General features: G+C 26.0%; 31 protein-coding genes. 6 read left to right on the forward strand and 25 right to left on the reverse strand.

Annotated features, from left to right (window positions below; genetic code table 11):
* Positions 1-28 precede the first annotated feature (28 nt).
* The 10 genes from ACYQ1U_RS07250 to leuC all read right to left on the reverse strand — a co-directional run bounded on the left by ACYQ1U_RS07250 (position 29) and on the right by leuC (position 9085).
* Positions 29-1957: a bifunctional DedA family/phosphatase PAP2 family protein gene (locus ACYQ1U_RS07250; RefSeq protein WP_459886026.1), complete on the reverse strand. Its 1929-nt coding sequence runs from the start codon at positions 1955-1957 to the stop codon at positions 29-31.
* Entirely contained in the window at positions 1947-3068 is a 1122-nt protein-coding gene (locus tag ACYQ1U_RS07255) for an MFS transporter (protein WP_459886029.1), read from the reverse strand. The genes ACYQ1U_RS07250 and ACYQ1U_RS07255 overlap by 11 nt, the downstream gene beginning before the upstream one ends.
* Positions 3061-3747, reverse strand: coding sequence for an EI24 domain-containing protein (locus ACYQ1U_RS07260; RefSeq protein WP_459886032.1), 687 nt, complete (start codon positions 3745-3747; stop codon positions 3061-3063). Before ACYQ1U_RS07260 ends, ACYQ1U_RS07255 begins: the two co-directional genes overlap by 8 nt.
* Entirely contained in the window at positions 3728-4315 is a 588-nt protein-coding gene (locus ACYQ1U_RS07265) for a DedA family protein (protein WP_459886035.1), read from the reverse strand. The genes ACYQ1U_RS07260 and ACYQ1U_RS07265 overlap by 20 nt, the downstream gene beginning before the upstream one ends.
* Entirely contained in the window at positions 4299-4859 is a 561-nt protein-coding gene (locus ACYQ1U_RS07270; RefSeq protein WP_459886037.1) for an undecaprenyl-diphosphatase, read from the reverse strand. The genes ACYQ1U_RS07265 and ACYQ1U_RS07270 overlap by 17 nt, the downstream gene beginning before the upstream one ends.
* A gap of 238 nt (positions 4860-5097) precedes the next feature.
* Positions 5098-5556: an IS630 family transposase gene (locus ACYQ1U_RS07275; RefSeq protein WP_459886430.1), complete on the reverse strand. Its 459-nt coding sequence runs from the start codon at positions 5554-5556 to the stop codon at positions 5098-5100.
* Positions 5541-5732 (reverse strand): hypothetical protein, encoded by a 192-nt coding sequence (locus ACYQ1U_RS07280; RefSeq protein ID WP_459886040.1) that lies wholly within the window; start codon positions 5730-5732, stop codon positions 5541-5543. The genes ACYQ1U_RS07275 and ACYQ1U_RS07280 overlap by 16 nt, the downstream gene beginning before the upstream one ends.
* A gap of 124 nt (positions 5733-5856) precedes the next feature.
* Positions 5857-7137, reverse strand: coding sequence for a sensor histidine kinase (locus ACYQ1U_RS07285; protein WP_459886043.1), 1281 nt, complete (start codon positions 7135-7137; stop codon positions 5857-5859).
* On the reverse strand, positions 7127-7780 hold the full coding sequence (locus tag ACYQ1U_RS07290; protein WP_459886045.1) for a response regulator transcription factor: 654 nt from the start codon (positions 7778-7780) through the stop codon (positions 7127-7129). Before ACYQ1U_RS07290 ends, ACYQ1U_RS07285 begins: the two co-directional genes overlap by 11 nt.
* A 27-nt stretch (positions 7781-7807) precedes the next feature.
* Positions 7808-9085, reverse strand: a complete 1278-nt coding sequence (leuC, locus tag ACYQ1U_RS07295) for a 3-isopropylmalate dehydratase large subunit (protein WP_459886048.1) — start codon at positions 9083-9085, stop codon at positions 7808-7810.
* Between the two features lie 60 nt (positions 9086-9145).
* On the opposite strand from leuC, the gene ACYQ1U_RS07300 reads away from it, so the two are divergent.
* From ACYQ1U_RS07300 to ACYQ1U_RS07325, 6 genes are all read left to right on the forward strand, one after another.
* Positions 9146-9700, forward strand: a complete 555-nt coding sequence (locus ACYQ1U_RS07300) for a Uma2 family endonuclease (protein ID WP_459886051.1) — start codon at positions 9146-9148, stop codon at positions 9698-9700.
* A complete protein-coding gene (locus tag ACYQ1U_RS07305) occupies positions 9693-9902 on the forward strand; it encodes a DUF2905 domain-containing protein (RefSeq protein ID WP_459886053.1) in 210 nt (69 codons plus the stop codon). The genes ACYQ1U_RS07300 and ACYQ1U_RS07305 overlap by 8 nt, the downstream gene beginning before the upstream one ends.
* On the forward strand, positions 9899-10363 hold the full coding sequence (gene thpR, locus ACYQ1U_RS07310) for an RNA 2',3'-cyclic phosphodiesterase (protein ID WP_459886056.1): 465 nt from the start codon (positions 9899-9901) through the stop codon (positions 10361-10363). The genes ACYQ1U_RS07305 and thpR overlap by 4 nt, the downstream gene beginning before the upstream one ends.
* Entirely contained in the window at positions 10341-10619 is a 279-nt protein-coding gene (locus ACYQ1U_RS07315) for an EscU/YscU/HrcU family type III secretion system export apparatus switch protein (RefSeq protein WP_459886059.1), read from the forward strand. The genes thpR and ACYQ1U_RS07315 overlap by 23 nt, the downstream gene beginning before the upstream one ends.
* A 250-nt stretch (positions 10620-10869) precedes the next feature.
* Positions 10870-11421: an AmmeMemoRadiSam system protein A gene (gene amrA, locus ACYQ1U_RS07320; RefSeq protein ID WP_459886062.1), complete on the forward strand. Its 552-nt coding sequence runs from the start codon at positions 10870-10872 to the stop codon at positions 11419-11421.
* Between the two features lie 35 nt (positions 11422-11456).
* Positions 11457-11960, forward strand: coding sequence for an ATP/GTP-binding protein (locus ACYQ1U_RS07325; protein ID WP_459886065.1), 504 nt, complete (start codon positions 11457-11459; stop codon positions 11958-11960).
* A 2-nt stretch (positions 11961-11962) separates the two neighbouring features.
* Here ACYQ1U_RS07325 and ACYQ1U_RS07330 read toward each other — a convergent pair whose 3' ends face one another.
* The 15 genes from ACYQ1U_RS07330 to ACYQ1U_RS07400 form a co-directional block, all read right to left on the reverse strand.
* On the reverse strand, positions 11963-12451 hold the full coding sequence (locus ACYQ1U_RS07330; protein WP_459886067.1) for a type II secretion system protein: 489 nt from the start codon (positions 12449-12451) through the stop codon (positions 11963-11965).
* The gene (locus tag ACYQ1U_RS07335) at positions 12451-12909 is read right to left on the reverse strand and encodes a prepilin-type N-terminal cleavage/methylation domain-containing protein (protein ID WP_459886070.1); all 459 of its coding nucleotides are present in this window, start codon (positions 12907-12909) and stop codon (positions 12451-12453) included. Before ACYQ1U_RS07335 ends, ACYQ1U_RS07330 begins: the two co-directional genes overlap by 1 nt.
* Before the next feature lie 158 nt (positions 12910-13067).
* Positions 13068-14285, reverse strand: coding sequence for a type II secretion system F family protein (locus tag ACYQ1U_RS07340; protein ID WP_459886073.1), 1218 nt, complete (start codon positions 14283-14285; stop codon positions 13068-13070).
* A complete protein-coding gene (locus ACYQ1U_RS07345; protein ID WP_459886075.1) occupies positions 14275-15948 on the reverse strand; it encodes a GspE/PulE family protein in 1674 nt (557 codons plus the stop codon). The genes ACYQ1U_RS07340 and ACYQ1U_RS07345 overlap by 11 nt, the downstream gene beginning before the upstream one ends.
* Positions 15945-16448 (reverse strand): hypothetical protein, encoded by a 504-nt coding sequence (locus ACYQ1U_RS07350; protein ID WP_459886078.1) that lies wholly within the window; start codon positions 16446-16448, stop codon positions 15945-15947. Before ACYQ1U_RS07350 ends, ACYQ1U_RS07345 begins: the two co-directional genes overlap by 4 nt.
* Positions 16438-17058 (reverse strand): CDC27 family protein, encoded by a 621-nt coding sequence (locus ACYQ1U_RS07355; protein WP_459886081.1) that lies wholly within the window; start codon positions 17056-17058, stop codon positions 16438-16440. Before ACYQ1U_RS07355 ends, ACYQ1U_RS07350 begins: the two co-directional genes overlap by 11 nt.
* The gene (locus ACYQ1U_RS07360; RefSeq protein WP_459886084.1) at positions 17055-17750 is read right to left on the reverse strand and encodes a hypothetical protein; all 696 of its coding nucleotides are present in this window, start codon (positions 17748-17750) and stop codon (positions 17055-17057) included. The genes ACYQ1U_RS07355 and ACYQ1U_RS07360 overlap by 4 nt, the downstream gene beginning before the upstream one ends.
* On the reverse strand, positions 17740-19089 hold the full coding sequence (locus tag ACYQ1U_RS07365) for a type II secretion system protein GspD (protein WP_459886087.1): 1350 nt from the start codon (positions 19087-19089) through the stop codon (positions 17740-17742). The genes ACYQ1U_RS07360 and ACYQ1U_RS07365 overlap by 11 nt, the downstream gene beginning before the upstream one ends.
* Positions 19086-19454 carry a hypothetical protein gene (locus ACYQ1U_RS07370; RefSeq protein WP_459886089.1) on the reverse strand — a complete coding sequence of 123 codons (369 nt, stop codon included), beginning with the start codon at positions 19452-19454 and terminating at the stop codon, positions 19086-19088. Before ACYQ1U_RS07370 ends, ACYQ1U_RS07365 begins: the two co-directional genes overlap by 4 nt.
* A complete protein-coding gene (locus ACYQ1U_RS07375; RefSeq protein WP_459886092.1) occupies positions 19451-20044 on the reverse strand; it encodes a hypothetical protein in 594 nt (197 codons plus the stop codon). The genes ACYQ1U_RS07370 and ACYQ1U_RS07375 overlap by 4 nt, the downstream gene beginning before the upstream one ends.
* The gene (locus ACYQ1U_RS07380; RefSeq protein WP_459886095.1) at positions 20037-21473 is read right to left on the reverse strand and encodes a hypothetical protein; all 1437 of its coding nucleotides are present in this window, start codon (positions 21471-21473) and stop codon (positions 20037-20039) included. The genes ACYQ1U_RS07375 and ACYQ1U_RS07380 overlap by 8 nt, the downstream gene beginning before the upstream one ends.
* Before the next feature lie 4 nt (positions 21474-21477).
* On the reverse strand, positions 21478-21945 hold the full coding sequence (locus ACYQ1U_RS07385) for a pilus assembly FimT family protein (RefSeq protein ID WP_459886097.1): 468 nt from the start codon (positions 21943-21945) through the stop codon (positions 21478-21480).
* Positions 21946-22386: a hypothetical protein gene (locus ACYQ1U_RS07390; protein WP_459886099.1), complete on the reverse strand. Its 441-nt coding sequence runs from the start codon at positions 22384-22386 to the stop codon at positions 21946-21948.
* Positions 22383-23330 carry a type II secretion system protein gene (locus tag ACYQ1U_RS07395; protein ID WP_459886102.1) on the reverse strand — a complete coding sequence of 316 codons (948 nt, stop codon included), beginning with the start codon at positions 23328-23330 and terminating at the stop codon, positions 22383-22385. The genes ACYQ1U_RS07390 and ACYQ1U_RS07395 overlap by 4 nt, the downstream gene beginning before the upstream one ends.
* Positions 23324-23953, reverse strand: coding sequence for a type II secretion system protein (locus tag ACYQ1U_RS07400; protein ID WP_459886105.1), 630 nt, complete (start codon positions 23951-23953; stop codon positions 23324-23326). Before ACYQ1U_RS07400 ends, ACYQ1U_RS07395 begins: the two co-directional genes overlap by 7 nt.
* Positions 23954-23958 lie beyond the last annotated feature (5 nt).

The raw sequence follows: 23958 nt of genomic DNA on the forward strand, positions 1-23958 counted from the left end.
ATTTTTGTGGAATTATATCAACCTTTTGTTATTTAATTATTGCACATTTTCCATCTGTGAAAAAGTCATCTCCAAATAAGTCTTTTCCAATAAAAGGTTTGGTTAGGTTAATCTCTTTAGCTTTAAATTCTTTTTCTAAAAACTTTCTTGAGTTGTCAATATCAGGTGCAAATTTTGGGATAAAGTGGGAGCTTTTTAGATTTACGATTAGACCAACTATGATACGGTTTGAAATTATATAGTTAGTTTTCCATATTTTAAGAATATAATTTACTTTTTTTAGAGTTAAATCGACGTTTTTGTAATTCCAAAAAACAGCAAGAGGGATTTTAGCCTCTTTCCAGCCTTTTTGTAATAGAGTGTTTTTGATTTTTTCAAAATCACCTATAAAAATAACATTTATTGGCCATGTGTTTACTCCAATGATACTTTGAGTGAATTTATTTATTTGTTGCAAATTAGATATTTTGATAATGGTTTGAGTTTTTGGATGTAGTTGTTTATAATGAAAAGTCTGTGAAAAATAAACAAAAAAGCTTAAAAAGCTAAAAACTGCTAAATAAGTTAAGATTTTTTTGTGTTTTATTGGTTTAATATTAATATCAATATTTTTTTCTTCTAAAACTTTTGTAATGGTAATAGCAATTATAAGCCAAAGAGTTCCTAAAAGATATCCACTATAAACATCGCTTAAGTAGTGTTCTTCTAAATAAATTCTACTTATTCCAATCAGTAAAATGAAAATTAGTGCAAAAAATAGAGTGTTTAGTTTTTGCTTTGTGCTTTTTAGAAAATGAATAATTAAATAAGCTACAAAACCATAAAGGGCAATAGTAATAGTAGCGTGTCCGCTTGGAAATGAATAGCTTGGTTCGTAATATATTGCTATATCAGGTCTTGGTCTATGAAAGGCAATTTTGCTAATATATACTGAAATAGAAGCACCAATAGTCGATATTAGCAGAGGGATAATATATCTTGCTTTTTGATTTATTATTAAAATAAAAGTTACAGCAACTAAAAAAGCAATAACTACTTGTGATGTTCCAAAATAAGTAATATAAGTAAAAAATTTTGTTAAAAACTCTGTCCTTATTGTTGGAATAAAGCTTGCAATAATTTTATCAATATTTACAATAGGATCTTTTGTGAGAAAATCTTCTATACTTCCTGCAAAAAGTCCAAAAATATATAAAAATACTAAAATAAGAAGTGTAAGGGGTAAACCAAAAAAGGTTGAGGTATTTAGTCTGTTTTTGATAAATGTTATTAGTTTTGGATGGTTATTTATAAAATTTCTGATATGAGGGTTTTGTAATATAGCTTTTAGAATTGATTCAAGAATTGATATCACAATAGGGATATTTTTCTTTATTAGGATAAGAGAGATGTATAAAAATGCAAATACGAAAGAAATTATTAAAAGAACATATAAGCTTTTTTCTAACCAAAGTTGAGCTATTTGCAAAGAAGAAGAAAATATATAACCAATTCCTACATATTGTAAACTCCAAGTAAATGCTCCTAAAGTGTCCCAAAAAATAAATTTTGAATATTTTATATTTACTAAACCTGATACAAAAGCAATATTTTCTTTAATTACGGGAAGCAGTCTTCCAAAAAAAATAGAAAAACTTCCGTGTTTATTTATAAAAACTTCTACTTTTTTTATGTGATTTTCTGATATATGAAGTTTTGATAGAATTTTCATTTTATATTTTTTACCAAGATAAAAACTTATCTGATCTCCCAAAAGTGCACCTAAAAATGAAAACAGTAATACTTCCACAATTGATACATAACCTTGGCCTGCCATTATTCCCATTAAAAATACAATAGTAGTAGCAGGGAAAAAGTATCCTAGTCCTACAATGCTTTCAATTAAAGCGGCAAAAAAAGCTATAATTCCTGCATATCCACTAAATTGGTGCAAAAAAGAAAAAACTTCATTTATCATTTTTTACCTTTAATAAAAATAATATAAACATAATAAAAAGTCCTGTAATTGAAAAAAGGATAGCATTTTTTTCATCATAATTTTTCCAAATAAGACCTATAACAATTGCTCCAAGTGATGAAAATAGAGCAACTCCACCATATAAAATTCCATAAACCGTTGCTTTGTTTATTGCATTATCTGAAATAAAACTTCTAATAGAATTTAAACTGCCTACTATAAATACTCCAAGAAAAATAAATGCGATAATTACTGCATTAAAATATAGACAAATCATTGAAAATATCCCAAAAATAAGTGAAATGAAAAATATTTTATCATATCCAAATTTATCAATTTTTAAACCTAAATAATAGCTAAGAAGAGTTTGTGTAAGATAAAGCAAAATTGATAATAGCGGAATATATTCTATACTTAGTGAATTTTTAGCCTCTACTATAAAAAATGAATCACTAAACATAAAAAATATTACACCAAAATATATAAATAAAATATGAAGATGTTTATAATCATCTTTTAGGTTAAATTCTTTTGTTTTCTTTTTATAAGGGGCATCTTTTACAAAAAAGATTACTATAATTACTGCGAGTATTCCTGGTATTAAACTAAAAGCAAAAATTTCTCTAAAGACTTGTTCGTTTTTTCCTAAATAATAAAGAGCTAAAAATGCAAGTATTGCCCCAAGCATTTCACCAGCAACATCCATCATTTTATGAAAACCAAAACTTTTACCACTTTTGTTTTGGCTATAAACAGAGATTAGAGAGTCTTTTGTTGCACTTCTAATGGCTTTACTCATTCGCTCAAGCCCTCTTAAAAATGCAATTTCTTGCCAATTGTGTGCAAAATAAAGCATAGGTTTTGTAATAGCAGACAAAGCATATCCTATAACTACAAATGGCTTAACTACTTGATATTTATCACTCAAGTAACCAAATAAGACTCTAAAAGCATAAGATACAAAAGTAGCAATAGCAATTATAAATCCAAGTGTATCTATACCTTCATTTAATACATAAACAATAAAAAGAGGCAGAATTGTAGTTATCATACTGCTTGCCATATCTGTAAAAAAACTAACAAAGCCTAAAGCTATGATGTTTTTATTCACCTCTTAATTCCTTTAATCTTTTTAAATTATAATGAGTAAAAAGAAGTAACTGGGCGATATATACGAAAACTCCTAAAATAGGAACTAAAAACAGTAATGCACTTAAAAAGGCAATTATAAATGTAGTTGTTTTTTTGTCATTTTTTAGTATTTGATATTCTTCTTTTGAAGCATACATAGCAATTGAATCATAAAAAATAGGGTTTTTTATTAAGATCGCCCATAGCATAATATTAACAATGATATTAACTCCCGGTATAAACATTGTAGGTAAAAGAATTATAAAAAGAATTATAAAAATTAAGTTATATTTTAAAGTAATACCAATTGAACCAATAAAGCTTCCAAAGCCTTGTTTTTTTAAATGATAGTATTTTTCATTTATTCTATCTACTATTTTATCTGCAATAACTCCTACAATTAGTGTTGATGTAATAATTAAAAGCTGATAATATATAAAAATACCGCCTATGACTTCTATAATATTCTTTATCCAGTTAGAGTCTGAAATAAATGGAATGTGACTTATTAAGTAAACAAAAAAATCATTAATTTGAGAATGAAACACAAAAAAAACAATACCCCAAAAAATTGCAGCTACGATTATAGGCACTAAAGATGTAAACAAAATTTTCTTATCAAATATGTCTTTAATTGATTTAATTAGTATTTCTAGCATGGTTTTTCCTTATATAAATTAAGATAATTATTGCTAAGAGAATAATTATTAAAACAGTGATTTCTTTTAGATATTTATGAATTAATTCTTGATTTTCTCCTATAAAGTATCCAAGCATTGCTAATATACTAACCCAAATTAGAGCACCTAAAGTGGTATATACACTAAATTTTAATTTATCCATTCTTGCAAGTCCTGCTGGAAAAGAGATATATTGCCTGATTCCTGGAAGAAGTCTTCCTGTAAATGTTGAGATATGCCCGTGATTTTCAAAAAAACTATCTAGTTTTTTTATTTTTTCTTCACTCATTATTTTTAGGAGAAATTTTCTACCAAATTTATGAGCAAGTAAATAATTAAACCAAGCACCTGCTAAACTTCCAATAACACCAGATAAGATAACTAAAGATAAGTCCATATCTCCTTTATAAGCCAAATATCCAGCCGGTATCATTACTACTTCACTTGGAAAAGGGAAAAAACTGCTCTCAAGAAACATTAATAAAAATATTCCTATATAACCTAAACTTCCAACTGTTTCAACTAAAAAATTAACTATTTCTTGCAAATTTGCTCCTTAAAGTGTTTTCTGTTTCTAAAATAATATCATTTAATATGAATAATTTATCTCTAAAAATATAAGTAATTAGTGCTCCTAAAAATCCTGTAATAATTCCTCCTAGAATATCAAAAGGATAATGAACTCCTGTATAAACTCTTGCTACTCCTCCAAGCAGTGCTAAAACAAATAAAATATAAGAAAATTTAATTTTTGAAAAAAACAGGCTAAATGCAATTGCAAATAAAAAAGTAGTATGGTCTGATGGAAAAGAGTTTTCTGGTGCATGATTAATTAACAAAGTCCCAATACCATCCATAAAAGGGCGATTATGAAAATATACAAGAGATATTATTTGATTGATTAAAAGACCAAAAACTGCACTATAAAAAGCAAAAATAGCTTCATTTTTCTTCTTTGCAAAAAAATAAAAATATACTTCTACTAAAATAAACAAATATGGCAAAAACTCTGCTGCCGATATAAAAAACAGATCCACTAAATGATTTTTACCCGCAAATGAGTTTATAAGCAAAAATAGTTTTTCATTCATTACTTTCCTTTTTTTATGGGATAATAAAAATTATAAATGAAAAATAAATGAAAATTATTTATTTGTGTCGTTTATTCTCTAAATAGATATTAACTTATTTTTTGTTTATATTACATTCTAAAATTTTTCCATCTGTATAATATTTTTGTTCTTCACTTGCTTCATTATTTTCTGTTATTTTTTGTATTTTACATTTAGTTTGAATATATTTATACCAATTCTCATATATTCATAGCCTTTACAATATATTTATAAGAAACCAAAGATTTAATTTGCTCACTTGTATATGAAAGTAAAATTTCTTCAACTTTTTTTCTAATTCTTCTATTGTTTTAAATATTATATTTTTTAAAAATTTCTTTATATCTTCAAATCTTCTCTCTTGTGGATTTAACTCTGGCGAATATGGAGGAAGATATTCAATTTTTATATTTTTTGGAATATCAAGTTTTTTAGATTTATGAAAACTCGCATTATCCATTATTAAAACTATATTATCATTTCTAAATTTTTCACTTAAGTTTTTTAAATATTCATTAAAACAAATACTATCTAAATGTAACATATACATTGAAAAATCTTCTCCACTTTTTATATCTGTTGCTTGATATAAATAAAAATATTCATATTTCTGTTGATATGATATTATTGGCTTTATTCCTTTTGCTGTCCATTTCCTTCCTACTTCTTTACTGATTGTATGCTTATATCCAACTTCTCACTTACATCTTTTAATTGAATATTTGGGGTTTTCTTTAATAGATAAATAACTTTTATTCTTTTGTAAATTCTCTCATCTTTCTCTTTTCTTAACAACTCCTCCAACTCTTCTACACTCTCTTTTATTAATTCTTTATATTTTACTACTCTCATAAAGTTATTATATATAAGTTCTTAGGTATTTTGGAATTGGTATTACTGCAAACAAAGCTTTCATTTGAATCCTTCTATAAGTTTTGAAGGATTATGATATTGTTAAATGAAAAAAAAATGAAAATTAAAGAATTACTAAAACTTTTGTACCTTTATTTGGAGTAGAAGATATTAGAAGGTTTCCATTATGAAGCAAAACTGCATTTTCTACAATACTAAGCCCAAGACCGAAACCTTTTATGGATTTGTTTCTTGATTCCTCAACTCTAAAGAATTGTTTTGTAATATATTTTATTTTATCTTTTGGAATACCTATTCCTTCATCTTTTATATAAAAATAAACCTTATTTTTTTTATAAAGTTTTATTGCAATTGTAGAGTTTTGATTTGAATATTTTATAGCATTGTCTATCAGATTTGAAAATAAGTGAGAAAGTAAGTTCTGATTTCCAAAATATTCAATATTTTCAAGCCTTTTTATATTGATTTTGATGTTTTTTTCTTTAAGGTATAGTGTAAACTTCTCAATACTACTAAGTAAAATTTCGTCCAAATCACACTTTGTAAAAGTTTTTGAGATGTTTTCTTTTGAGTATTTTGTTAGCAGTAGTAAATTTTTAATAATTTCTTGCATTTCATTTGTTTCTTCATTTATTGATTTTAGAGTTTTTATATATTCATTAATATCTCTTTGTTGTTTTAAAGTAGTCTCAATTTCTCCTTTTATTCTTGTTAGAGGAGTTTTTAGTTCGTGCGAAACATCTTTATTAAATCTTTCAAGATTTTTAAACTCTTCTTGAAGTCTTTTTATCATTTTATTGTAGGAGTTGATTAGAGCTTTTAATTCATTTTCTTTATAAATGTTTGGAATCATTTCGTTAAAGTTATTCATTGAAATATTATTTGATATTGCTGTTATTTTTTTAATTGGATCTATTATTTTGTCGATTAGTTTAGAACTTGCAAAAATTAAAAGTATCAAAAGAATAGGTTCAAGAACTAGCATTGAATCAACTACATTTTCGCTTTTATCATCAAAAAGTTTTGAAATGATGATTTTTGTATTATCAAAATTTAGAATAAAAGTAGCTTGTAAGTTTTCTCCTAGGTCATTAATAGAGAAGTTTTGATTTGAATTTAATATTTTATAATCAATTAAAAAGTTTTTGCCCTTGTATATTACTTGGTTATTTTTAAGTATTAAGACGTTTTGATTTGTAACTGGTATATTGTTTTGAAGTTTTTCTTTAATTTGAATAGCAGTTTTATATAATTTATTCTGAATTTTATTTTCTATGTCTTTATTAAAGTAATAATAAAAAGCAAATGAAAAAATTAATAAAAAGAATGTAAATATTGATATAAACCAAAAAAGTATTTTTGTTTTTAAGGAATTAAATCTCAATTTTATATCCAAGGCCTCTATAGCTTTTTATTATGTCTTTTCCAATTTTTTTTCGTAGGTGATATATCGTTACAGCAATAACATTACTATTCATATATGGTACATCTGCCCATAGCTGATTTTCTATCATTTCATTTGAGATAATTGAATTTTTGTTTTTAATTAAAAAAAGAAGTAGTTCCCACTCTTTTGCACTTAAACTTATTGATTTTTCATTTTTTAGTAGTATCTTATTATTAATATCAATTTTTATATCTTTTATTTCTATAAAGTTGCTGCCTTTTGTAATACTTCTTCTATAAAGTGCTAGGATTCGTGCTTCTAACTCTTCATATGCAAAAGGTTTAGTTAGATAATCATCTGCTCCAAGTTTTAAGCATGTAACTTTATCTTCAACTTCATCTATTGCTGTGAGCATTAAAATAGGAGTATTAATTTCTTCTCTAATGGAGTTTAAAACTTCAATACCGCTTTTTTTAGGTAACATCCAGTCTAGTATTATTACGTCATAATTATTTGTTTTAGCTAAATATTCTCCATCTTCACCATTTTTTGCAATTTCAACTGAGTGTCCGTCTTCTTTTAATCCTTTTTGCAAAAATGATAGGATTTTTTCGTCATCTTCTATTAAAAGAATTTTCATTTTTTTGACCTCATAAAGAGGGAAAATTTAAATTTCCCTTGGGTCTGCAATTTTTCCTGCAATAGCACTAGCAGCAGCTACTGCTGCATTTGATAGGTAAATTTCAGAGCTTCTGCTTCCCATTCTACCACGGAAGTTTCTATTTGTAGTAGCTACACATCTTTCACCATCACCAAGTATTCCCATATATCCACCAAGGCATGCACCACAAGTTGGGTTTGCTACAACTGCACCTGCATCAATTAACGTATCAATAATTCCTTCATGTTCTGCTTGTTTATAGATTCTTTGAGTTGCAGGAGTTACTATTAATCTTACTCTTTTGTGAACTTTTTTACCTTTTAGTATGTTTGCTGCAGTTCTAAGGTCACTCAAAGTTCCATTTGTACAACTTCCGATATAGACTTGGTGAATTTCTATATCATCTTTTACAGCTTGAGAAATTGGTTTTCCATTGCTTGGCAGATATGGGTATGCTACCATTGGTTCAAGCTTGCTTACATCAATTTCAATAATTTGTGAATATTTTGCATCTGGGTCTGAATAGTGAATTTTTGGCTCAGAGCGTAAAGGATTATATTTTTTAACTTCTTCAAGGAAACTTTCTGTAATTTTATCATATGCGATAATTCCGTTTTTTGCTCCAGCTTCAATAGCCATATTACATAAACTCATTCTATCATCCATTGGAAGATTTTCTATTGTATCTCCTGTAAATTCAAGAGCTTTGTAAAGCGCTCCATCAACGCCAATTCTACGAATTAGTTCTAAAATTAAGTCTTTTCCATAAACGTGTTCGCCTCTATCTCCTGTGAATACTACTTTGATACTTTCAGGCACTTTAAACCAGCTTTTTCCTGTAATCATACAAAAGGCAATATCTGTACTACCCATTCCAGTAGAGAATGCTCCAAGTGCACCGTGTGTACAAGTATGAGAATCAGCCCCAATAATCACATCACCAGGGATAACAAGACCTTTTTCTGGAAGAAGTCTATGTTCAATTCCCATATCTTTTTCATCGAAGAAGTTTTTTAAATTATGTTTATAAGCAAATTCTCTATTAATTTTAGCTTGATTTGCACTTGCTATATCTTTTGGTGGAATAAAGTGGTCTAATACTATTGCAAAGTTATCAGGTTTTGCTAATCTCTTAGCACCACTTTCTTCAAATGCTCTAATTGAAATAGGTGTTGTAATATCATTACCAATAGTCATATCAACATCACACATAATAATTTCACCAGGTTTAACTTCTCTTCCAATATGCTCTGCAAAAATCTTTTCGGTAATAGTCATAGGCATTTTAGTCCTTTTTTATTGAAATTATAACTAATTTGATATAATAATTTAAAAAGGTTTTTTATGGCTACTCTTTATATAGAACATTATACTTATGAAGATTATAAACATTGGAAAGGTGATTGGGAATTAATAAATGGAGTGCCAATTGCTATGGCACCAAGCCCTCTTAGTATTCATCAGTTTTTAAGTGGAAGAATTAATGCAATTTTGGATAAAGAACTTGAAGAGTGTGAAAATTGTATAGCTTTAATAGAAGAAGATTGGATTATTGACGATGAAAATGTGATTAGGCCGGATTGTATGGTAGTTTGTAATGAAAATTTGTTTTCACATGTGAAAAAAACTCCTGAATTAGTTGTTGAGGTTGTCAGCAAATCAACAAAATTAAAAGATGAAACTATAAAAAAAGAAATTTATGAAAAAGAGGGAGTTAAAACTTATATTTTAATTTATCCAGAAATTTTAAAAGCGAGAGTTTATATATTAAAAAACGGAAAATATGAAGATCAAGGGATGTTTGTAGATGAGGCTTTTAAGATAAAAATAGATGAGTGTGAAGTAAATATAGATTTTGAAAAAGTATTTAGTAAAGCAAAGAGGTTAATTAATGGCTAAATTTTTTATATTTATTGGTATTGCTTTTGTAATTATAGGATTACTTTTATATATTTTTAAAGATTTTTCACTATTTAATTTACCAGGTGATATTGTTATTAAAAAAGAAAATTTCTCTTTTTACTTTCCAATTACTTCTTCAATAATACTTAGTATAATCTTAAGTGCTATTTTTTATCTTATTTCAAGGTTTATGCAATGAGACTTTTTATAGCAACTCCGGTTACTTTTCCTATATATGAAAGAGTTAAGCGAGATTTAAGTAGATTTATTGATGGTAAATGGGTAGAGGGGTGGAATTTACATTTAACCCATAAATTTATAGGAGAAGATGAGCCGGATAAATACAAAATTAAATTGAAAATTGAAAATGGAAAATTGAAAATTAATGGAATAGGAATGTTTGGAGATAAAATTTTGTATTTAAAAGCAGATATTGATGATAGCATAAATAGGCAAATTAATGAAAAATTTGGATTTAAAAATGAAAAACCGTTTATTCCTCACATAACGCTTTGCAGGATAAAAAAACTTAAAAATGGATATAAAGAAGCTCTTAAAAAATGGGAGAATATCAATTTTGAATTGCCATTTGATGTTTATCTTTATAAGTCTACTTTAACTAAAAAAGGTCCGATTTATGAAAAAATCCATAAATTCTAAAGCAGTTGCTCTTAAATATAAAGCTTATGAAGATTTAGCACCAAAAGTTATTGCAAAAGGACAAGGTGAAATAGCCAGGAAGATTATAAAAAAAGCACAAGAATTTGACGTACCAATTTTTCAAAATGAAACCTTAGTTAATATGCTTTTAAGTGTTGAAGTTGATGAAAGTATTCCCCCTCAAATGTATAACGCAGTAGTTGAAGTTTTTGTATGGCTTTATAAATTGGAAGAGAAAGCACAAGTGAGCAGATAGAAAGGAGTTGCCAAGTTCATGTTAATGGAAAATGGACAATGGAAAATGGGAAAAAAAGTTAGTAGAGGTTAGTAGGGGTATTAAAGGTTAGTAGAGTTGTATAGGTTGTAGAGGTTAGTATATCGTAAAACCTTTATTACCCCTAATACCTCTACAACCCCTATTACCTCTAAAACTATTCGATGTATGATGGTCGGGTGGAAAATTAAAAAATATTGAGTTTTTGGTTTAATAAATTAAAGGAGTAAAAATGCAGGATTTAAAAATTTTACCAAAACTTGCAAGACTTTCAATTTTAGAAAAGTTTGAAAATAAAAAGCTAATTGATAGAGATGAATGGATAAGAGAATATCCATATCTAAAAGAAAAAAGAGCCGCTTTTGTAACCTTAAAAATAGATGGAAAATTAAGAGGATGTATAGGTTCAATACTCCCAAATAGAGCTTTAATAGATGATGTTGTTTTGAATGCTAAGCTAGCAGCTTTTGAAGATCCAAGATTCCCTGAGTTAACTCCAGAGGAGTTTGATAGAGTAAAGGTTGAAGTTAGTGTATTAACTATACCAGAGAAGGTTGAATATGAAGATGTTAATGAATTGAGAAGTAAAATTAGACCTAAAGTTGATGGAGTGATACTAAGCCTTGGTAATCATCAAGCCACATTTTTACCGTCAGTATGGGAAGAATTGCCAGTATTTGATCTATTTTTTGCTCATTTGTGTATGAAATCAGGACTTAGCGGGGATTGTTTGAGGTTTCATCCTACCATTTATAGATATCAAGCAATTGAGGTTGAAGAGTAAAAATTTTTGCCGATATAAAATAAAAAGGCCAAAGGATGCTTTTAGTTGTTAGATATGGACTAAATAGTACCAGTTTTGAATTTAAATTTACTACAAGTGATGGTGATAAAATTGATTTAAAAATGCAAGATTTAATAGAAGCTAATAGTAGTTTTAAAGAAGGAAATAATGGTGTTTCTCAGGAATTTACTTTAAGACATCAGTTTGAATATGAGTTTCATTATGAAGGAAATGGATTAAGCAAAAAGGATATAGAAGAAATAAAGAAAACTTTCAAAAAAGTAAAACCTCTTTTAGAGAAATTTTTAAAAGAAAAAGAAGAAAATGAAAAAGTAATGAAAAATGTAGCACATCATATAAAATCTTTTCTACCAACACCAAAAAATGAAAATCATTTAAATGCTATAAAAGATGCGGGAGTAAATACTTTTGATGATATTTTAAAAAATATAAAGGCAGGCATTGAAGAGTTGAATAAAGCAAAAGAGTTGTTTGACAGACTGTTTGATAATTCTAAAAAACTAGAAATTTTTGCTTAAGCTTAATATACAATTTCTTCGCATTTACTTTGGTTATAATTACTGCTTCCATCTTTGCATTCAAGTGTACCATTTGTAGAATTGTATTCTATTTCAAGATAAGATGATGGTGTGAAATAATATCTGTAAATATTATTACTAGGTTCTTCCCAGCACCCATTTTTACTGCTTCCACAAGATACAATAGGGATTTTTAGAACATATTTAAAAAGTTTGCTTTCTCCTGTTCCGTTATCAAGCTGTTTTGGATATCCATTTTCATTTAAATCATCAACTCCATCTCCATTAGGGTCCCATTTGAAGTTATCATTAATTATCCATTCTCCATGAATATTGTCAATTGCAGTTTGAACGGAGCTTACAACTGACTTTAGGGCAGATTCTTTGGAGTGGGTAGTTAAATTTTTAAATTTGGGGATGGCAAAAGATGCCAAAACCCCAATTATTACTATTACAAATAATAGTTCTATTAATGTAAAAGATTTTTTCATTAGTATGATAAATTCACGTCAGTAACATTTCCATCTTTTGAATTATTTAATAGATCTATACATTTTTGTTTAGTAGCAGTATCTGTAAATTGATTACAATCAATTTTGTAATTAATTACATTGTCGCTTCTATATAAAGTAATTGATGCAACTTCGTTTCCGTTGATATTGTCATAATGGAATTTTCCATCATTATTAGTAGTAGGATTATCGTACGACCAGTTTTTTCCTTGTAGTTTAATTAAATCTGATAAATTAAAATCATTTTTATTTTCTAAATCTCTTAAGTTAATTGCAGTTTCAACTGCTTGTTGTGCACCATCGATTGTTGTTTTAACAACACTATTTGCTTCTGCATTTTGTTTTAGATTTAAAAATTTAGGTACTGCAACAGCTGCTAATAATCCGATAATTACAATTACAAAAATCAATTCTACAAGTGTAAAACCTTTTTTCATTTTTTCCCCTTTTAAAAATATTATATGCTATTATAACAAAAACAAAAAAATAATTTAAACATTTGATATTTTATGTATAATCCACAAAGCAAATGCTAAAATTATTGTACTAATAATTGCAGTTACTATACTTCCAGTTTCTATATTCATATAGACTCCTATTGAATAGATTCTGTAAGATTCCACATAGGAAGAAATATTCCAAGGGCTAAAGTCATTACAAATCCAGCAATTGCTGCAATAAGTATTGGTTCGATAAGTATAGCTATATTATCTACAATATATCTATATTTATCAAGGTAATATTTACTTACTTTTTGTAACATTAAAACTAGAGCACCAGATTCTTCACCAGCACTTACCATTTGAATAATCATATTTTCAAAAAGCTTACTGTCTTTAAAGCCTTGAGTTATGCTTCCACCAGTTTGAATAGAATTTTTAATTAATAAGAGACGTTTTTTTATATATTCATTATCTACAATATTCAAGGCCATATCAACAGCATCCAAGATAGGAATTCCAGAGCTCAAAAGTCTTTCAAACACATATATAAACCTTCCTATCATTGCAAGTTTGATTACTTGTCCTACAATATATACTTTTAATATTAATTTATCAAGTTTAAGCCTTATATTTTCACTTTTATTATATAGATATAAAATAATTCCAAAAATAATAAAAGCAAATGTTAAAATATATATACCATAATTTTGAATAGCCGCTTCTATCCATAATAAAAATCTTGTCGGAAGAGGTAATTCTGTATTTAATTGAACAAATATTGTTTTAAAAGGAGGTATTACAAATAAAATAACTATAATAAATGCTATAGACATTGCAAATATAATAAAAAGGGGATATCTTGTTGCTTTTTTAAGTCTTTTTCTATTATCCAGAATTTCTTGAAGGATTGTTGAAAGGTCTTTAATTGCATTTGCTAAATCACCTGTTTCTTCTCCAAGCTTTATCATAGACAGTGTTAGTTTTCCTAAGTCTTTTTCATATTTTTTAAATGCTTCATAAAGGCTAAGACCAGCTTTAACATCATTAAATACACTTTTAAAAATCTCTTTTAGTTTTTTGTTTTTTATATTTTCGCCTATATTGTTTAAAACTAAATCAATACTTATTCCTGCATCAAGCATTACATATATTTGTTCAAGTACAGATACAAATTCTTGTAAATCAATTTTATAAATAGAAAAACGTTTATCTAATTCCTCTAAAAAAGAAGTTTTTTTAACTTCTTCTATATTTTTTAATATGCCTATTCTTTTGTTTCTAAAAATTGAAATAGCCTCAACAATACTTGATGCTTTTATTATTGTTGTTTTTAATTTTCCTTCTTGGATATATTCAATTTTAAAGTACATCAATTTTTATTACCCTTAAAATTTCTTCAAGTGTTGTGATACCTTCTTTGATTTTATTTATTCCATCCTCTATCATTGTAACAAAACCATATTCTTTTGCTGCATTTACAATTGCAAGTTTGTCTTTTTCAGTAGCAATCAAATGTGAAATTTTATCATTTGTTACTAAAACTTCACTAACCATTTCTCTCCCAATATATCCTGTAAAATCACACTCTTTACAACCTTTGCCTTTATAAAATTTAATTTCATCTTTTAAAAATGGTTTTATTAATTCAAATTCTTCTTTAAGCGGATGATATTCTATTTTGCAATATGGACAAATTTTTCTGACAAGTCTTTGTGCTACTACACCAATTAATGTATCAGCTATCATATAATGTTCGGCTCCCATTTGTATCATTCTAGTAATTACACTTGGGGCATCGTTTGTATGGAGTGTTGCTAATACCAAATGTCCTGTAAGGGCTGCTTGAATTGAAGCAGAGAGAGTTTCAGAGTCTCTAACTTCTCCTATCATTATAATATCAGGGTCTTGTCTTAGAATACTTCTAAGTGATACTGCAAAAGTAACACCTATTTTGTAATTTACTGGAATTTGTTGAATTAAGGGAATTTCATATTCTACCGGATCTTCAACCGTTATAATTTTTCTATCTACGCTTTTGATTTCGTTAAGTGCGGCATATAAAGTTGTTGTTTTACCACTTCCTGTAGGTCCTGTTACAAAAACTATTCCATAAGGAGAGTGAATTAGTTTTTCAAATCTTTTTAGATTATATTCACTCATTCCAAGTTCTGTAAGTCTTAATAGGATTTTTTGTTGATCAAGAATTCTTAAGACTACACTTTCACCATGAAGAGTTGGTGTTGTAGAAACCCTAAAATCATATATATAATTATTGTAGTTTTTTGTAAATCTTCCATCTTGTGGTTTTCTTTTTTCAGAAATATCCATATTAGCTAGTAATTTTATTTTTGAAACAAGTGGAAAATAAATGTCTTTTTCAAAAGAAAAAATTTCTCTTAAAACTCCATCAACCCTTGATCTTACTGAGAAATTGTATCTGAGTGGTTCAATATGTACATCTGTTGCTCTTTGGTTAATTGATGTTTGAAGAATAAGATCTAAAAGCTCGTCAATTGCACTTATATTTTCACTTCCCCCTTCTTTTAATTCTTTTTTGACTTTTTGAATAAGTTCTGAAGTTGATATAATAATTTTAAGTCTTTCAATAATATTTTTTATATCTTTACTTAATGCAATATAAACTTTTATTGGTTTTGGAGAAAATCTTTCTATCAAGTCAAGAGAATCATAATCAAGTGGGTCTGCAGTTGCAACGTGTACAAATTCGTTATCTTTTTTAAAAGGTAAAACTTTGTGTTTTTCTATTAGATTTAAAGGAAAAGAAGACATTAAATCATAATCTATATTTTCTCCATATAAATCCACAAAAGGAAATCCAAGCTGTTTTGAGAGAGCTTCAAGAATTTGTTTTTCTGTTGCAAAGCCAAGCTCAATCAATATTTCACCAAGTTTTTTATATTCTGATTTTTCTTTATACTCTTTTTGAACTTCTAAGGATTTTTGAAGCTCTTCTTGAGTAATAATTCCTTCTTCTATTAATAAGTCCCCGAGTCTAACTTTTTGTCTAATCATCGAAACCAGTGCCTTTTTATTAATTTTTCATCTTTATATTCATCAATATACATCCTATCACCCTGCTTATAAAAATAAATAGTTTTATTTTTTAAATTTATAATGTATATATCTCCTTTTAAAATAAATTTTTTATTTTTTATAGATTCAAATACGTCTGATAAAATATAATCTGTTTTTGGGAAATTAAAGTTTTTCAATGAATAATTATCAAATAAAAATGCGTAAAGTAATTTTTTTTGTGTAAAAATTATAGAAAAATATATAGAGTTTTTTCTACCTATAGGAGTGTCTTTTAATTTATTAATAATCAGTGATAAAAGATATAATTTATCACTTTTAACACAAGATGTGCCTATAATACTTAAAATTTTTTCATTTTTATTGGAGATTACATTATTTATGTTACATATTTGTGAATAGTTTCCTTTTAAATAATCATCAATAATTGAAGCTTTTAATAACAAAGGAAATAATAAAAGAAATATTTTATTTTTCATTTTTGTATTTCCTTAGTAATTCTTCAATATCTTTTGAAGAATTATAAGTATTATATATTTTTAATATCTTTATTGCTTCTTCTTTTTTGCCAAGTTTATATAAAGCTTTTGCAGTTATTATCCAAGAAAGAGGGTTTTTTTTATTTTGTATATTTGCATTTTTTGCCCATTTTATAGCTTCTTTGTATTCTCCTTTTTGGTAGTATTTTTCAGCCATTTTTATACATGTTTCAAAAGAAGGTAAAATTTCTGTTTTTAGCAAAACTTTTTGAGACTTGTTTTCTTCTTTTGTTTTTTTAACTGTTTTTTTGATTTCTTTTGGCTTCTCTTTTTTTATTATATCCGTCTGAATTATATTTAAATCAATCAAAGGAGTTAATATATTTTCATTTTCTTTAACCGGTTCTTTTTTTTCAACCTTTGGTTTTAACTTTGTCTCTTCAGGTTTAAGTTCAGGTTTTAATTTTTTAATTATTGGTTTAGTTTGTTTTGATTGGTTGTTTAGAATAAAAAATAAACTTCCTCCACTTATTACTAATAATAAAATAAATACAATAACCTTTTTTAATCTTCGTTTTTTACATTTTTTTTCAAGTTCTAAAAATGTCATTTTATCAGTCCTAATTCTATTGCAGTCATTTCAATAATACAATTATCAATTCTATTATATTTAAGAGAATTTTTTAGTGAATAGTTAAGCAAAATCAGAGCAGTAAATATAAATTTTTTAGAAAGTCTAAAATTCCCTTTTGTATATCTATAAATTTTTTTTAATATTTTTTTATTTATTAAATCATATCTATTATGTTTAATAAACTTGGTAGAAACAAATTTTTCAAAATCTTCAAAACTTAAATTTTTCATAAAAATTTTTTCCGTGTATCTTGAAGAAAATTGAGGTAAATTAACTATTTTTTCTCCTTCTTTTTTATGCATACTAAGTATTATTTGATTTCCTTTGTCACTAAGAATCCTTAAAAATTCAATCATTTCTTGGCTTAAAAGTTGAGCTTCGTCTATTAATATTTTTTTTGAGATAATTTCATTTTCTTGCAACTTAGCTTTTTGTAAGAACTCTTCTTTACTAAAAAAAGGTTCCTTTATTAAAATATATTTTTCTGGAAATTTTTCTTTTAGGAAATGAAGCATAAAACTTTTTCCGCTTCCAGGTTCTCCTAATATAAAAATAATATTTGATTTGGAAGATAAAATATGCTCTTTAATAATTTCAAAGTTTAGATATACAAAAAAATCATTTATATCAATTTTATCTCTAAATTCATTTATTAAACTACTTAACATTTATTTCCTCTAAACTAGGGAGTTTTTTAAATCCATAATCTTTTAAAGTTGCATTTTTATTTAAATCTATTATTCTTGGGGTAATTACAAATACAAGTTCTTTTTTAGTACTGACTTTTTCTTTTGAAGAAAAAAGATATTTTATTAAAGGAATTTCTTTTAAAATAGGAACTCCGTTTACCTGAAGCATTTTATCATCTGTAATAAGCCCTCCAAGTACTAGTGTTTCGTTATTTTTTAATTTAACAACACTTATCATAGTATTGTCTTTTGTATCAGGTGGCATGTCTCTATTAGGATTACTAAGCTGTGTTGGGTCTTTAAAAGCGCTGATTCTAGGATTTATACTTAAAATAATTTCTCCATTATCGCTTATCTGAGGAGTAATATCCAAAAGTACTCCAACAAATTTTGAATCAATAGTATATTCTGTTGTAGGATTTCCATTTTGATCAGTAGTTACATTTGATGCATATTTATAATAAATTGTATCTCCTACACTAATAATTGCTTTTTGATTGTTAAGTGTCACAATTTTAGGATTTGAAATTGAATTTACATTGCCGTTTTGTGCCAAAAAATTAAGCAAACCTGCAACGTTAAAAGTTGATGAGCTAAAAATAGAATTGGAGCCTATAATGTTTTTAGCTCTTAGTGGAGTGCTTGAATCATTAAGACTGATTGAAAGTTTTGACCAGTTTATTCCTGTTTGATGAGATTTACTAAGTTCTACACTGTAAATTTTTACATCAATTAGTACTTCTTTGTGAAGCCTATTTTTTAAGTCATTAATGTATTTTGAAATTTCTTCAAGCTGAGGTTTATTTCCAGTGACTGTAATTAATCCTGAATTTTTATCAATTACTGGTTCTTTATAATCGTTATCAATATTTTTTAAAATTTGAACAAGGTTACTTTTTAAATTGTCCCAAAAATCAAACTTGTAATTTGTTTGAACTGTATTATCGGTGGATTCAATATTTGATATTCCAGAAATTGTATTAGGAATAAAGTCTATTTGGAAAGTTTTTGTTTTATAATAAGAAATTATTATTCTCTTGTTTTCAAGAGAATAAAAAAGATTTTTATTTGCAAAAATTGTATTTAACAATTCTGACAATGTTCCATTAGTAATGTTTATAAATTCAATATTGCTATTTAAAATATCTCTTGCTTTTTTATCTTTAATAATTAAATTTAATTTACACTCACTTATTAAATCAGCAATTATATTTTTTAAGGGTATTGCTTGATTGATTGTTAATGTAAATAGTTTCTTATCACACACATTTGCAAATAATGTAATTCCAAAAAATAATATTAAAAATATTTTTTTCATTTTGTAACCTTTATGAGTTGTGATTTAGGCGATAAAATTAAAAGTTTATTATTTTTTTTCAATACTATTTTGTTGTCAATAATTTTAATGATTTTATATCCGTTTACGGTATCGCCTATTTTATACCAACTATTATTTATGTAAACTTTTTTGTTAAAAATTGCTTTTATCTTTATAATTTGAGATGTTTTGTTATTTATAATAATTGATTCTAAAAAATTAGTGTTTGGTTCAAAAGCATTGTATTTTTCTATTTTTTTAAAATCATACTGATACTTTTCAATTTTTTTTAGTATTTCTATTGTTTTAATAATATCTGAATGTCCATATATAAAAAAAAGTAGTATTAAAATTATTTTTTTCATTTAATACTCCAAAATTCACAAATCATATCAAACTTTATTTCTTGGTCTTTATATTCTAATTTTAAGTTTGAGATTTTTTTAATAGCTTTTATTTTTTCAATTGTTTTTACAAATTCTAAAAAATTTAAAAAATTATTCACAGCAAAATTTCCATATATTTTTACTTTATATATGAGTAAGTCTTTTTTGTTTTGTTCTATTTCATAAGAGCTATTTATTCCTTTTTGTGATGACATCTTTAATATTGTCTCTAAAATAGAAAAAAACTTCTTTTCATTTAATGTTAAGACTTCAGAAGTATTAATCAAAACCTTTAAATATCTGTAATCTTCTTGTAAGGAGCTGTTTTTTTGATATTGTAATTTATATGTTTGTTTTAAATTTTTCAATTTATTTTGTAAATCATAAAAAGAAATATTTACTTTTTTATATAATGCATTAACTTGGGAATGTAATTTTTCATATTTTTCATTTAAATATGAATAATTGAAATTATAATAGATAATAAAACCTAAAATAATTATTGAAATATATAATAAGATTTTATTTTTTTTATTTAATTCTTGTAAATATTTTTCTACTCTATTCATCTTTAAATTCCACTTTTGATATATATTTATTTTCTTTGCTTAAAATTTGTTTTGAGTATACGTTTTTAAATCCAAATTTTAATAAATCTTGCATAAATTTTGCTATTTCACTAGAATTATCGTATTCACTAACAATCGTAACTGTTAACATATTTTTATTTTTGGAAAATTCGGTAATTTTTAAAAAGTGTTTTTTAAGCAGAACAATAATATCAGCAAACTCATTAGTTATAGGAGGAGTTTGAACTATTTTGTATAATGTAACTAGTTTTGTATTTATTAAATCAATTTTGGATTGAATTTTGAGATTTTCTTCTTTAATATTTTTTATTAGTTTTTGATATTTTTTAATACCTATTTTTACAGATTCTAATTCTTTTTGTTTTCTTTTATATTCTATTTCAAGTTTTTTTAATTTAACTTCTTCTTGATTTATTTTTTTATACCTATAAAAAGTATCTGCACCAATGATTGAAAACAATACCAAAATTAAAATTATGATTTTACCAGTTTCTTGTTTATAAAAAGGTAAAGGTCTGTTAAATATAGAAAAGTTAATCTTTTCATCTTGGTAGTGTTTAGCATTAAAAAATGCTGCAGTTATATCAAAACTATCATATTCACTTTCTATTTCATATTTTTTAAACTCAATCCCGCTTAAGTTCCAAAAATCTCTATATGATTCAAAAAGATTTTTAATTTCAAAAGGAGAATAAAAATATATTTTGTTTATCTTGTCTAGATGATAAAAATTAATTGAATAATTTAAGATATTATTTACTTTCATAAAAAACTGACTAAAAAACGAATAAATTTTATTATAAACATCTTCATCTTCATATAACTCTTTATTTAAGCCTTTTTGTTTTAATAGTTCAATACACTCTTCAACAGAAATATTTAAATTTGCACTCAAAACATTTAGTTTATTAATAGACTTGGTAAATACAAATTCCCCATTTTTAAAACAGCTTAAAAATGCATCTTCTTGATTGAAATAGATAAAAACATCAACTTGTGGTTTAATATTTGTAATATTATAATACTCTTTAAAAACTAAAGGAGCAGGAGATATAAAATCAATATATTTATATAATTTGAGATGTGAAGCAAAAATTTCTTTTAGTGTTTCTAATTCTACAACAAAAGCGTCAACAAAATAAAAATCACCCAAATCTTGAAAAATATAATTAATTTTGTATTGTTTTGTATAATCAAGAGCACCTTCAGTGAATACATATTTTTCAGCTTCTATAATTAACTCTTCTTCTTTAAGATCTTTTGGCAGTTTAAAATTAATATTGTAAATATCTTTTAGTAGAATAGTTGAGGTAACTATACCTTTGTCTTTAGAAAACTCTTTTCTAACAACTCTATCATTTTCGTAAATATATAAATAGTTTTTTGTTAAATATAAAACCTTCTCCACTATTTCACCTTACATAACCACTTATAGGAAATATAGTTATATTTTGCTCTTTGTTTTTATATTGTATTGTAATTATAACAGCTTCATGTAACAAATTATTGAGAGTGTTATCAACTTCTTTTTTATATGCTCTGCCAAATTCATCAAAACAAATAGTATTATTTGCTTCATATGGTAGATTGTTAGAAATATTATCTATTTTTGAAAAGTCAAACTTAATTTTTTCATTTTTTTCTTCTTGATTTAGTGCTTCTTTAGTTAATGTAATACATACTTTAGTTTTTTCTTCATTATTATTCATATCGGCTTTAAACCCTAAAGCATTAGAGCGTTTTTGGAGAATTTTTTGTTTAAGTGTCTGAGTTGCAACATTTAAAGTATTATCTGGAATATACTGCATTCCTATATATGACAAAACACCAATAATTACCACTACAAATATTAGCTCAATTAATGTAAAAGATTTTTTCACTTATGGCCTTTGCAAGGTAATTTTTTCAATTCTAATTTTTTTATTGTTATTTTTAGGGCTTGAAATACTATTAACTATAACTTTTAAAAGTACATTACCATGTGATTTATCAGTTTCTATTTTTACTGCATTGTCACAAGGACAATCATCTAAATTATAACAATAATATTTGAGGACAGTTACATTTGCTTCAAATCTACCATCTTCATCTACAAAATGCATATTTTCTAAGCACTTATTCGTTGTATTTCTTTTGTACCCTTCAATTGCTAGTAATGCATTTTCTATTGCACTTTGCATAAAAAGCTCTGCTCTTTCTCTCATATATGTATCACTTACATGGCTAATACTAATAAAAGAAATTTTTAAGACCATTACCGTAAGAGTTGCTACTAATAATAATATTATAAGCGTTGAAATTAGACCAATTCCTTTTCTCAAAATGCAACCTTTTGTTTGGATACACTTATAGTTATGTCACCTTTTTTTTGTTTCATTTCAAGTTTTAGTTCTAAATGGGAGTTAACTTCTTTGACTCTAAAAGCATCTATATGTTTTGCTAAGATTGTAACATTTCCTTCTCTATTTCCATTTTTATCTGCACAAAAAGTTTCTCCTCTCCATGGTCTATAATTATAAAAAAGCAAAAGAGTACTATTTACATCTGTCAAATCAAGTTTTTGGATACATTCTGCACTTATATTTATATCTTTTGCTAAAGAAATTGCATATGCACTGTCAGCTAAATAAAATTTCTCATAAATTCTTTTTCCATCTGCATTGCTGATATTAATATCACAGTCATTTCCATCTTGAGAATAAGAAGAAATAGGAAAAACATATTTAGCATTATTTCCATGCCATCCAAAAGAATTATTGTAATCTATAAGCACACTTTCTTCTCCTCTATCAAAACTTCCAGCAAAAATTATTGCACTTAAGTTTTGTAAATCACCTTTGCTTTTAAATTTATTTTGCAAAATTGTCTTAATAAACGCAGAGTTAAAATCTTTAGCTTTAATGGTAGGTTTAATACTTGCATATAAATCCACAAAACCGCTTAAATTGGCTTCTTGTTTTGCTTCATATGCTTCTCCTATCCATTCTAAAATAGGATAATCTTCACTCTCTACGATATTTCCTATATATTTAAAATCTTTTTTATCTGGATTATATCCTATTACACTCAGTGGTATTCTGTAATAAAGAAGTCCTGATAAGATATCTAGTGTTTGCTGAGTAATAAGTTCGAATTCACTTGTTTTTTTAGCTATAAAATTTCTCTCATAAATTTTTCCTATAATCTGAAAACCACCAATTAATAAAAAAGATAGTATTACTAAAACTAAAATAACTTCCATTAATGTAAAAGATTTTCTTACCATTGTACACTTTCTATTTTACTATGACCTATATTTGTTGAATAATATACAATACTTGAAATATTTTTCTCATTATTACTAACAGTAACTGCAATTCTTTTAATGTTTGTTTTTGTGTTGTTACTTTTATTTGTAAACTGAAAATTTAAGGTTTTACTAGAGTAATTTGATGAATTCCATTCGTCTGTATAACCGGCAGTAATTTTTAATGTATATGTCTTTTTTCCATTTGAAGTTGTGTTTTCTTCTTTGCCATTATAGTCATCTATATCATCGTAAGGAGGCTCACCTGAATCCTTACCTATTGAGCTTTCAAAAATTTTGTTTAAACAGTTTCTGCTCCCTTCAAAACCTCCTATTCTATATCCGCTTGATGCATTACAATCAAGCACATTTTTTGGTGGATCATTTACAAGTAAAATATCATCATATTTTGTATTTTCTTCATCATACTCTTTTAAAACTATATCCATCATTTTTGACATCATATTAAAAAGAGCATCTTCTTTACTTGAAAATTCAAGTGTCTTGTTTGAAACATATATAATTTTAGGAATAACAGTAAAAACTAGCGCTATTATCACAATAGTAAAAATAAGTTCTATTAATGTTAATCCCTTTTTCAATGTTT

It is taken from the genome of Caminibacter profundus, assembly GCF_054657155.1.